This is a genomic window from Luteimonas sp. A478, from assembly GCF_054052025.1.
Map to the genome: position 1 here is coordinate 19,244 of NZ_JBSVRF010000001.1, position 11,257 is coordinate 30,500.

Sequence of the window (11,257 nt, forward strand, 5' to 3'; positions counted from 1 at the left end):
GTCCCCAAGGAAAATCCACATGTCCCTGCACGCCCTTTTCGATACCGACCGTGGCCAGATCAAGATCGAGCTGCTGGCCGACAAGGCCCCGCTGACCGTCGCCAACTTCGTCAACCTTGCCAAGCGGGGTTTTTACGACGGCCTGAACTTCCACCGCGTCATCGCCGATTTCATGGTCCAGGGCGGTTGCCCCCAGGGCACCGGTACCGGCGGCCCGGGCTACCGGTTTGAAGACGAAACCGACAACGGCGTGCCGCACGAGCGTGGCGTGCTGGCGATGGCCAACGCCGGGCCCAGCACCAACGGCAGCCAGTTCTTCATCACCCACATCAAGACCGACTGGCTGGACGGCAAGCACACCGTATTTGGCAAGGTTGTTGAAGGCCTTGATGTGGTGGATGCCATCAAGCAGGGCGACGGAATCACCTCGGTGAAGATCGAAGGTGACGCGGACGCCGTGCTGGCCGCCAAGGCCGATCGCGTGGCCGAGTGGAACAAGATCCTGGCGGCCTGAGCGCCACGCAGTGCATGCCGGCATGAAGCCCCGGCGTGCAACTGCCTGCGGGGTCGGAGCGTGTGCTGCCGGCTCCCGCAGGCCTGGCTCCCACAGGCCTGTTGTAGAGGCCCGATCACGCCGGACCCGCGTGTTAAAATCCGCCGTTTACCCAGTCCCAGGAGCACGCCCGAAGTGTCAGCAATACCCAAGCTTGCCCGGCGGATCGGCCGTGCCCGGCCCAGCGCCATCATGCAGGTGGCCCAGAAGGCCAACCGGATGAAGGCGGAAGGCCGCGATGTGATCAATTTCTCCATCGGAGTGCCGAATTTCCTGCCCGGTGAGCATGTGTATGCCGCCGCCCATGCCGCGCTGGACAACGACTCCGGCCAGTACGGCAGCAACCGTGGCTCCGATGCGCTGTTGGATGCTTTCCTCGGCCATATCGAAGCGCTGGGCCTGACCGGTTACACCCGCGCCAACTGCGCGACCGGCATCGGCGCCAAGCACCTGATCCACAACCTGGCCGAAGCGCTGCTGGACGAAGGCGACGGTATTGCCTTCCCGACCCCGTATTGGACCAGCTACCTGGACATTGCCGAGATCGTCAATGCCAAGGTGCAGCTGCTGCCGTGCCCGGCGGAACAGGATTACAAGCTCACTCCGGCGCAGCTGGATGAGGCCCTGGCGCAGAAGCCGAAGGTGTTCCTGTTCAACAACCCGTCCAACCCGACCGGCATGGTCTACACCCGGGAAGAGATCGCCGCGCTGGCCGATGTGCTCGTCAAGCACCCCGAAACCTGGGTGATTACCGACGACATCTACAACCGGATGGTGTTTGACGGTGTGGGCTACCACAACTTCGTCCAGGCAAGGCCGGAGCTGCGCGACCGGGTGATTTTCCTGGATTCGCTGTCCAAGACCTGGGGCATGCCCGGCTGGCGGGTCGGCCTGATGGCCGGTCCGGAAGTGGTGGCCCAGGCCGTGGCTACGCTCAATTCCAACCACATCACCAGCCTGCCCGAGGTGGTCTCCGCAGCCGCGATCGCGGCGCTGTCCGGCCCGCAGGACGTGCCGGATGCCAAGCGTGAGGAATTCCAGGCCAAGCGCGACCAGGTGATCGACGCCATGGCCGCGATCCCGGGCGTGGTCTGCCCGCGGCCGCAGGGCGCGTTCTACGTGTTCCCGGATATCAGCGTGGCGTTCGGCAAATCGCACCACGGCGTGCGGATCGGCAACGACATTGATTTCTGCAGCGCGCTGCTTGAAGCCAAGGCCGTGGCCTGCGTGCCCGGTTCGGCGTTCGGCGAGCCGCGCAGCATGCGGATCAGCTATACCTGCCCGACGCCGCAGCTGGCGCCCGGGCTGGAGCGGATCCGCGAATTCTTCGCCGAGCTGGCCTGACAGGAGGCATGCCGATGCGCGCGCTGTGGATCCTGGCACTGATCGCGCTCATCGGCGGCATCCTGCACTTTCGCGGTGAGTCCGGAGCGGCAGAGCTGCACCCCGATGATCCGCGCAACAGCACCGGCGGGGACCGCATCGTGATGCTGGCGGCCGACTGGTGCGGATACTGCCGCAAACAGCAGGCCGAGTTTTCCCGCGCCAATGTGCGCTACCGCATCCTGGACGTGGACACGGAAGAGGGCGATCGCGCCATGCGCGCGGTTGGCGCCCGTGCCGTCCCGGTGACCATCATTGGCCAGGATGTGGTGCGTGGCTACAACGTGGCCATCCTGGATGAAAAGCTGACCCCGCTGGGTTACCGCGTCTACTAGCGGTGTCCGCGACAACCCCACACGAACATGCATGAAGAGGAACCGCCCATGAAAACGCCCGTCCGAGTTGCCGTTACCGGCGCCGCCGGCCAGATCGGCTACGCCCTGCTGTTCCGCATCGCCTCCGGCGAAATGCTGGGCAAGGACCAGCCGGTGATCCTGCAGATGCTGGAACTGCCGATGGAAAAGGCCCAGGCCGCGCTCAAGGGCGTGATGATGGAGCTGGAGGACTGCGCGTTCCCGCTGCTGGCCGGCATGGTCGGCACCGATGATCCGGAGATCGCGTTCAAGGACGCCGACGTTGCCCTGCTGGTCGGCGCGCGTCCGCGCGGCCCGGGCATGGAGCGCAAGGACCTGCTGCTGGAGAACGCGAAGATCTTCACCGCCCAGGGCGCGGCGCTGAACAAGGTGGCTTCGCGTGACGTGAAGGTGCTGGTGGTCGGCAACCCGGCCAATACCAACGCCTACATCGCGATGAAGTCCGCCCCGGACCTGAAGCCGCAGAACTTCACCGCCATGCTGCGCCTGGACCACAACCGGGCGCTGAGCCAGCTGTCCAGCAAGCTCGGCAAGCCGGTAGGCGACATCGAAAAGCTGATCGTGTGGGGCAACCACAGCCCGACCATGTATCCCGACTACCGCTTCGCCACCGCTGATGGCGCTTCGATTGCCGATGCCATCAACGACCAGGAGTGGAATGCCGATACCTTCATTCCCACCGTGGGCAAGCGCGGCGCGGCGATCATCGAAGCGCGGGGCCTGTCCTCGGCCGCCTCGGCCGCCAACGCCGCCATCGACCACATTCGCGACTGGGTGGCGGGTTCGAACGGCAAGTGGGTGACCATGGGCGTGCCGTCCGACGGCAGCTATGGAGTCCCGGAAGGCGTGATGTTCGGCTTCCCGGTGACCACCGAACATGGCAGCTACACCATCGTCCAGGACCTGCCGATTGACGACTTCAGCCGCAAGTACATCGACAAGACCCTGGCTGAGCTGGAAGAAGAGCGCTCAGGCGTGGCCCACCTGCTGGATTGAGGAGGGTCCGGCGCACGCCGACGGGGACCGGCTGACCCGGCTGATTGCCCCGCCGCCGTGTAGGAGCGCGCCATGCGCGCGAAGCCGCGTGAATCTTGGCAGCGCCGCGAGGCGTCGGTCCTAGCGCTGGTACCGAAGCTGCCCGGCCGCCCGCCGTCACGCGGCTTCGCGCGCATGGCGCGCTCCTACCGGGTGAAGAAGGGAGGTGGTGGTCCAGTCCCCCGAATCGGACGTCTCGCGTCGGCCACGTAGGGCCGACCTACGGCATTGGGTCGCGTGGGTCGATGTCGCGATCCAGGGTCCAGACGGGATCGCTGGCAGCCGCGTCGCGGCTGAGGTGGAAACGGGCGGCTGAACCGACAGCGATGGCGGCGCTGGTCTTCGCGTCGCTGTCGTCTGCCATCGGCACGATGTACAGCCCGCTGGCGTCCACGGTGTGGCGGGCCCCGGTTTCGGCCAGGTCTCCGATGTCGGTGATGCGTCCGCCGCGGCCGGCCAGCGGGTGCTGGAAGTTGACCAGCAGGTCGGCCCGTAGCGGCGGCAGGCCGGGGGCGGCGATGGTGGCACCCTGGATCAGCAGGTCGGGGTAGACGCGGCCGTTTTCCGGCAGGTCGGTGTAGAGCACATGCGGCGCATCGACATAGCTGCCGGTGGCGATCGAATCCAGGGCCGCGGCCAGGGCGATGAAGTTCAGCCGGCGCACGGCCTGCTTTTCAGGGTCGCCTTCGATGCCTCCCGATTCCACCAGCACCGTGCTGGTCCCCCAGGCGGTCATGAGATCGCCGAAGGCGCGTGGATTGAAGGTGTCATCCCAGCGCCCCATATGGCCGGCGATGTGCGGCTCTAGGGCGATGCGCATGGCGGCGGCCACGTGCATGGCACGGCTGCGGACCGGGTTGATCCCCCGGGTTTCGTCGTACGGCGGCGCGAGCAGGGCAATGGCCACGCCGCGATCGCTGTCGCCGGCGCGATAGCCCGGGCGCTGGTCGTGCAGGTTGAAGCCGAATTCCGGTTCGATCCGGTCGCGCAATGCCTTGAGTGCGCGCGCTTCGGGCGTGGCCAAGGCGCGGGCGTCGCGGTTGATGTCCACTCCCTGCGCGTTGCGGCGCTGGAAGCGGGCGGCGCCATCCGGGTTCACCAGCGGGAAGAAGTGCAGGCTGGTGTGCTCGCGCAGCTTCGCCACCAGCGGGTGGTTGGGGTGGGCGCCGAGGAAGTGGAACAGGTCGGCCAGCGCCATCGACGCGGTGCTTTCATCGCCGTGCATCTGCGACCACAGCAGCACCCGGGTATCGCCTTCGCCCCACTGCGCGTGGCGCAGCGGACGGCCTTCGGCGCTGCTGCCGATCTCCTCGACCGCGAAGCCGCGGCCTTCGGCCAGCAGCGGCGTGGCCACCTGCCACCACTGCTCCGGCGAGAAACTGCGTGACTCAAGCCCGTCCACCCGCAGTGAGCGGTCGTACAGCTGTTCCAGCTCACCGAGCCATCCGGGGGCGGCCGGAACGGCTGTTTCAGCGGTTGCGACCGGAGGTGTCCGCGCGGGAGCATCCGCGGCGCAGGCAGCGATGATGGCGAGCGCGCAAAGCAGCAGCGGCAGCGTCAGTCTGGCAAGCATGTGTTGTTTCCTGTGGATAGCGGAAGCGTGGCCGTCCCGTCCGGACCAGGCTGTGGTGATGGCTGTCCCAACATACCTCGCCGGGGCCGGATCAGGTGGCGGGCCGGCTGCTACCCTGACGCGCGTGCGCCAGCGTCGGGAGCGGCGTCTGTTGAAGTATTCCGCCGCTGGCGTGTAAAAGCATTGGAGCGGCCCACTGGTTGGCCGGAGCAAGGGGAGATCAAGGGATGCGGGTAGTGAAAGCGTGGAGCATGGCGGGGACGGCGATGGCGGTATGCCTGCTTGCCGGTGGGGCGGGATTTCCGGCGGCAGCAATGGCCGGGGACGGTACGGACGCCGCAAGCGGTTACATGCAGCCGCCCGAGCCCCTGCTCGGGGTGATGCGCGCGCCGCTCAATCCCTCGCCGTCGATCGACCCCACCGGCAGCCGCGCGCTGCTTGTGCAGCAGTCGCCGCATCCTTCGATCGGGCGCGTGGCCGAGCCGCACCTGCGGCTGGCCGGCGTGCGGATCACGCCGGCAAACCACAGCCGCCACGACCGCTCCAGCGGCTACGGCATCCGCACCTGCCTGGACGGCTTCAGCCTGTTCGACCTGGCCACGGGTGCCGAGACCCCGGTGACCCTGCCCGAGGGTGCGTGCCCCGGGTTCGCCTCGTGGTCACCCGACGGCCAGCGCTTCGCATTCGACAACACCACCGCCAGCGGCGTCGAGCTGTGGGTGGGCGAGGCCGCCACCGGCCAGGTGCGGCGCATCGAGGGCGTGCAGCTCAATCCGATCCTGGACAGCAGCCTGCAGTGGCTGGGGGGGCAGTGAACGCCTGCTGGTGAAACTGGTGCCCGAGGACCTGGGGCCGGCACCGGAAAGGGCCGGAATCCCGCCCGGTCCCGAGATCACCGACGCCACCGACGGCGGTGGGGAAAGCAGCACCTATGAGGCGCGCGACACGCTGTCCAGCCCCGAGGACGAGAGGCTGTTCGATCACTACGCCACCGCGAGCCTGGCCACCGTGGACGTCGCCAGCGGCGGGGTCACGCCGGTGCACGGGCGTGCGGTCATCGGCCGGGTGAGCGCTGCGCCTGACGGGCGCCACGTGCTGATGCACGAGCTCAGGCGCCCGTATTCCTACGTCACCGCGTGGAACCGCTTTGCCCACGACGTGGTGGTGCTGGACCTGGAAAGCGGCCGCACCCACACGCTGGCGCAGCTGCCGGTGGCCGACCGGGTGCCGGTGCGCGGCGTGGCCACCGGCCCGCGCAGCCACTCCTGGCGGGCGAACCAGCCCGCGACCCTGGTCTGGGCCGAGGCGCTGGACGGCGGCGACTGGAAGAACGACGTGCCCGAGCGCGACCGGCTGTTGACGCTGGAGGCGCCGTTCACCGGCCAGCCGCGCGAAATCGCGCGGCTGGCGCAGCGCCATGCCGGCACCGCCTGGTTCGCCGACGGTGGCCGTGCGCTGGTCTACGAGCACGACGCCAACCGCAGCTGGCTGACCACCCACCTGCAGGACCTCGACGATCTGGCGGCGCCGGGTCGGGTGCTGTGGGACCGTTCAATCAACGAACGCTACGCCGACCCGGGCAACCCCAGGTACCGGCGCCTGGCCAACGGGGCCGCGGTCCTGCACAAGGAAGACGGCGCGCTGTTCCTTTCCGGCGCCGGCGCAACCCCGCAGGGCAACCGGCCGTTCATGGACCGCTACGACCTGGCCACTGGCGAGACCACGCGGCTGTTCCGCAGCGCACCGGACGCCTACGAAAGTTTCGTCGGCTTCATCGACGGCGACAGCTCGCGCCTGCTGACCTGGCACCAGTCGCCTGTGGACCCGCCCAATCTGTTCCTGCGCCAGTTCGGCGATGCCCTGCCGGATGCGGCCGAAGGCGAGGCGGCGTTCGCTTCCACCCCGCGCCAGCTGACCCGCTTCCCGGATCCGGCGCCGCTGGTGCGTGATGTGCGCAAGCGCCTGGTGACCTACGCCCGCGAGGACGGCGTGGAGCTGTCGTTCACCCTGTACACCCCGCCCGGCTACCAGGAAGGCACCCGGGTTCCGGCCATCCTCTACGCCTATCCGATGGACTATGCCGACCCGTCCACGGCCGGCCAGGTGAGCGGCTCGGAACAGACCTTCACCCGCCTGTCCGACTACCGCCTGCTGCTGCTGGCCGGCTACGCGATCATCGACAACGCCGCCTTCCCGGTCGTCGGCGACCCGCGCAACGCCTACGACACCTACCTCGAACAACTGGTGGCCAATGCCGAGGCCGCGGTGGGCAAGGCGGTGGAACTGGGCGTGGTGGATCCGGACCGGATCGGCGTCACCGGCCACAGCCACGGTGCGCTGATGGCGGCCAACCTGCTGGCGCACAGCGACCTGTTCCGGGCCGGCGTGGCCTCCAGCGGCGGCTACAACAAGACGCTGACGCCGTTCGGCTTCCAGAACGAGCGCCGTTCGTTCTGGGCCGCCCCGGAGGTCTACGACCAGGCTTCGACCTTCTTCCACGCCGACAAGATCGACGAGCCGCTGCTGATCGTGCACGGCGCCGACGATGCCAACCCCGGCACCGAGGCCCTGCAGTCGCCGCGCCTGTTCCAGGCCATCCGCGGCAACGGCGGGACCACGCGCCTGGTGATGCTGCCCTTCGAGCCGCACTGGTATACGGCCCAGGAATCAAACGAGCATTTCGTGGCCGAGATGCTGGCCTGGTTTGACCGCTACGTGCGCGATGCCGGGCCGCGCGGCGGGGACGCGGCGCGCGCGGAGGCGGACTGACCGCCCGGGCGAAACAGACCTGCTGCGTGCGTCAGTCGACCGCCGCTGGGCCGTGGGCATCCGCCCCGGCCGGCGCGGTGGCAGCCGGCTGGTCGCCAACATAGCGCGCCCGCGGCCGGATCAGGTGGCCGGAGGCCTGCTGCTCCAGCGCATGCGCCAGCCAGCCGGCCAGGCGGCCGGCGGCGAACATGACCAGGGCCGGCGCGGCGGGCAGGGCGTGGGCGTGGCATAGGGCCGCCAGCATGAAGTCGATGTTGGGGCGCTGGCCGCTGGCTTCTTCCGCGGCGGCGATGATCTGCTCCATGCGCTGCATCGCGTCGCAGTCGCCGCGGGCCTGGCGGAGCATGGCGAGCAGTTCGGTCGCCCTCGGGTCACCTTGCGGATACAGCGCGTGGCCGAAGCCCGGCAGGTCGTCGCCACGCTGCCAGCGCGAGGTGACGTGCGCGGCCGGGGAGGAGGCCGCCAGGGCCTCGCCGATCAGGGCGTGGGCGCGCTCGGTGGCGCCGCCGTGGCGCGGTCCGGACAGCGCGGCCAGCCCGGTACACACGGTGGCGTGCAGGTGCGCGCCGGTGGAAGCGACCACGCGCGCGGCGAACGCGGACACGTTGAGCTCGTGTTCTGCGCACAGCACCAGGGCCGCCCGCACCAGCTCTTCCAAGCGGGCATCGCCCGGCTTCCAGTGCTGCGCCAGCAGCCGATGCACCGGCATGCTGCCAGGTGGGGTTCCCACCAGCAGGGCGGCGTTCTGGCGGAGCAGGGTGGCGGCGATCGCCCTTCGCGCGGCGGCGGAGGAGCTGAACGAATGACGCACGTCCCGGGCCAGCAGGGGGATTGCGGCCATGGCGCGATCGAGCGGCCGCAACCGGCCATCCCCGGCCACGGCGCGCACGGTGTCCGGCCAGGCCAGGTCCTGCGGATGGGCGAACGGATCCTCGTCGCCGCAGTCCCAGAGCAGGCGCGCGGTTTCCTCCAGGCTGGCGCCGCAGCGGGCCAGTTCCACGGCGGAGCGTCCGCGGTACCAGGGGCCGTCCGTGCGGATCTGCGAGATCCGGGTTTCCATCACCGGCAGGCCCCGGTCCAGGCTCTGCGCCGCCCCGCGCGCTGCGCCGCGGCCCGCCCGCTTGCGCGCAAGCAGCTTGTCGATGTCGCTGCGGCGGTACGCACGGCTACGGTGGTCGGCGCCGGGGCGCGACTGCACCAGCCCGCGGCTGACGTAGGCGTACAGGGTGGCCGGGGTGATGCCCAGCAGCTCGCAGGCCCGGGCGGCGGGAACGAATTCGTCTTCCATGGCGACATATTGATTCAATTGGTCAAGATTGATCAACAGGTTGTTTGGTGCGAGCCTGTCACCAGTCGCAGACAGGGGCCGGCCCGGGCCGGTGCCGCGATCCCCATCCGCAGGAGTATCCGATGACCAATGCCTCCCCCGGGGCGCGCTTCCGCGCCGCCCTCGCCGAAGAATCCCCGCTGCAGGTGATCGGCGCCATCAACGCCAACCATGCGCTGCTGGCCAAGCGCGCCGGCTTCCGTGCCGTGTACCTGTCCGGCGGCGGCGTGGCGGCCGGTTCGCTGGGCATGCCGGACCTGGGCATCAACACCCTTGAAGACGTGCTGATCGACGCCCGCCGCATTACCGATGTGTGTGACCTGCCGCTGCTGGTGGATATCGACACCGGCTTCGGGCCCAGCGCCTTCAACATCGAGCGTACGATCAAGAGCCTGATCAAGGCCGGCGCCGCCGCGTGCCACATCGAGGACCAGGTGGGCGCCAAGCGCTGCGGCCATCGGCCGGGCAAGGAAATCGTGTCCCAGGGCGAAATGGTCGACCGGATCAAGGCCGCTGCCGATGCGAAGACCGACCCGGAGTTCTTCCTGATCGCCCGCACCGATGCGATCCAGGTGGAAGGCGTGGACGCCGCGATCGAACGCGCGCTGGCCTGCGTGGAAGCCGGCGCCGACGGCATCTTTGCCGAGGCGGCGAATGACCTGGAGACCTACCGCAAGTTCGTGGACGCGGTGCAGATGCCGGTGCTGGCCAACATCACCGAGTTCGGCGCCACCCCGCTGTTCTCGCGCGACGAGCTGGCATCGGCCGGCGTCGCCATCCAGCTGTTCCCGCTGTCCGCCTTCCGCGCCGCCAACAAGGCTGCCGAAGCGGTCTACACCGCGGTGCGCCGCGACGGCCATCAGAAGTCCGTGGTCGATGCCATGCAGACCCGCGAGGAGCTGTACGAGCGCATCGGCTACCACGCTTTCGAGCAGCGCCTGGACGCCATCTTCAAGTAGGTCGGGGCTATGCCCCCGACGCAAACCCCCAATGACCCGCGCCGGCCACCAATGGCCGTGATGCCACACCGCGAAACCCCGGAGACACCCATGACCGAATCAACCCCAGCCCCCGGCTTCAAGCCGAAGAAGTCCGTCGCCCTGTCCGGCACCGCCGCCGGCAACACCGCGCTGTGCACCGTGGGCCGCACCGGCAACGACCTGCATTACCGCGGCTACGACATCCTGGACCTGGCCCGGACCAGCGAGTTTGAGGAAATCGCCCATCTGCTGGTGCATGGCAAGCTGCCGAACGCCGCCGAGCTGCGCGCCTACAAGGCCAAGCTGAAGTCGCTGCGCGGCATCCCGGCCGCAGTGAAGGTCGTGCTGGAGGAGTTGCCGGCTTCCGCCCATCCGATGGACGTCATGCGCACCGCCGTGTCCGCGCTGGGCTGCGTGCAGCCGGAGAAGGACGATCACAACCACCCGGGCGCGCGCGACATCGCCGACAAGCTGATGGCCAGCCTGGGATCGATGCTGCTGTACTGGTACCACTTCAGCCACAACGGCCGGGTCATCGACGTGGAAACCGACGATGACTCGATCGGCGGCCACTTCCTGCACCTGCTGCACGGCGAGTCGGCGCCGGAGTCCTGGGTCAAGGCGATGCACACTTCGCTGATCCTCTACGCCGAGCACGAGTTCAACGCCAGCACCTTCACTTCGCGCGTCATCGCCGGCACCGGCAGCGACATGCATTCGTGCATCGCCGGCGGCATCGGCGCGCTGCGCGGGCCCAAGCACGGCGGCGCCAACGAGGTCGCCTTCGAGGTGCAGAAGCGCTACGAAACCCCGGACGAGGCGGAAGCCGACATCCGCGAGCGGGTGGGGCGCAAGGAAGTGATCATCGGCTTTGGCCACCCGGTCTACACCGTCAGCGACCCGCGCAACGAGGTGATCAAGGCCGTTGCCCGCGAGCTGTCGGAAGAACAGGGCAGCATGAAGATGTATGCCATCGCCGAGCGCCTGGAATCGACCATGTGGGACGCCAAGAAGATGTTCCCGAACCTGGACTGGTTCAGCGCGGTCAGCTACCACATGATGGGCGTGCCCACGGCGATGTTCACCCCGCTGTTCGTGATTGCCCGCACCGCCGGTTGGAGCGCGCACGTGATCGAGCAGCGCATCGACGGCAAGATCATCCGCCCCAGCGCCAACTACACCGGGCCGGAAGACCTGCAGTTCGTGCCGATCGACCAGCGTTCCTGATCCCTGTGCAGTCCCCAGCCTTTGCTTTCAGCGAGA

Annotated in this window: 8 protein-coding genes and 1 pseudogene; 7 read left to right on the forward strand and 2 right to left on the reverse strand. The window is 68.6% G+C overall.

Features of this window, described 5'->3' with window-relative positions:
• The first annotated feature begins 19 nt into the window (after positions 1–19).
• The 4 genes from ACW7G3_RS00160 to ACW7G3_RS00175 all read left to right on the forward strand — a co-directional run bounded on the left by ACW7G3_RS00160 (position 20) and on the right by ACW7G3_RS00175 (position 3,306).
• A complete protein-coding gene (locus ACW7G3_RS00160) occupies positions 20–514 on the forward strand; it encodes a peptidylprolyl isomerase (RefSeq protein ID WP_456976723.1) in 495 nt (164 codons plus the stop codon).
• A 174-nt stretch (positions 515–688) separates the two neighbouring features.
• Positions 689–1,897, forward strand: a complete 1,209-nt coding sequence (locus tag ACW7G3_RS00165) for a pyridoxal phosphate-dependent aminotransferase (RefSeq protein WP_456980547.1) — start codon at positions 689–691, stop codon at positions 1,895–1,897.
• Between the two features lie 14 nt (positions 1,898–1,911).
• Positions 1,912–2,271, forward strand: a complete 360-nt coding sequence (locus ACW7G3_RS00170; protein ID WP_456980548.1) for a glutaredoxin family protein — start codon at positions 1,912–1,914, stop codon at positions 2,269–2,271.
• 48 nt (positions 2,272–2,319) lie between these two features.
• Positions 2,320–3,306, forward strand: a complete 987-nt coding sequence (locus tag ACW7G3_RS00175; RefSeq protein ID WP_456980550.1) for a malate dehydrogenase — start codon at positions 2,320–2,322, stop codon at positions 3,304–3,306.
• Between the two features lie 259 nt (positions 3,307–3,565).
• Here the strand turns inward: ACW7G3_RS00175 and ACW7G3_RS00180 are convergent, their stop codons facing one another.
• On the reverse strand, positions 3,566–4,918 hold the full coding sequence (locus tag ACW7G3_RS00180) for a M14 family zinc carboxypeptidase (RefSeq protein WP_456980551.1): 1,353 nt from the start codon (positions 4,916–4,918) through the stop codon (positions 3,566–3,568).
• 251 nt (positions 4,919–5,169) lie between these two features.
• Here ACW7G3_RS00180 and ACW7G3_RS00185 point away from each other — a divergent pair.
• Positions 5,170–7,687 (forward strand): annotated as a pseudogene (locus tag ACW7G3_RS00185) (S9 family peptidase).
• 31 nt (positions 7,688–7,718) lie between these two features.
• On the opposite strand, the gene ACW7G3_RS00190 reads toward ACW7G3_RS00185, so the two are convergent.
• The gene (locus ACW7G3_RS00190; protein WP_456980553.1) at positions 7,719–8,975 is read right to left on the reverse strand and encodes a citrate/2-methylcitrate synthase; all 1,257 of its coding nucleotides are present in this window, start codon (positions 8,973–8,975) and stop codon (positions 7,719–7,721) included.
• 122 nt (positions 8,976–9,097) lie between these two features.
• On the opposite strand from ACW7G3_RS00190, the gene prpB reads away from it, so the two are divergent.
• Together prpB and prpC are read left to right on the forward strand one after the other, a co-directional pair.
• Positions 9,098–9,973, forward strand: coding sequence for a methylisocitrate lyase (prpB, locus tag ACW7G3_RS00195; RefSeq protein ID WP_456980554.1), 876 nt, complete (start codon positions 9,098–9,100; stop codon positions 9,971–9,973).
• 90 nt (positions 9,974–10,063) lie between these two features.
• The gene (gene prpC / locus ACW7G3_RS00200; RefSeq protein ID WP_456976452.1) at positions 10,064–11,221 is read left to right on the forward strand and encodes a bifunctional 2-methylcitrate synthase/citrate synthase; all 1,158 of its coding nucleotides are present in this window, start codon (positions 10,064–10,066) and stop codon (positions 11,219–11,221) included.
• Positions 11,222–11,257 lie beyond the last annotated feature (36 nt).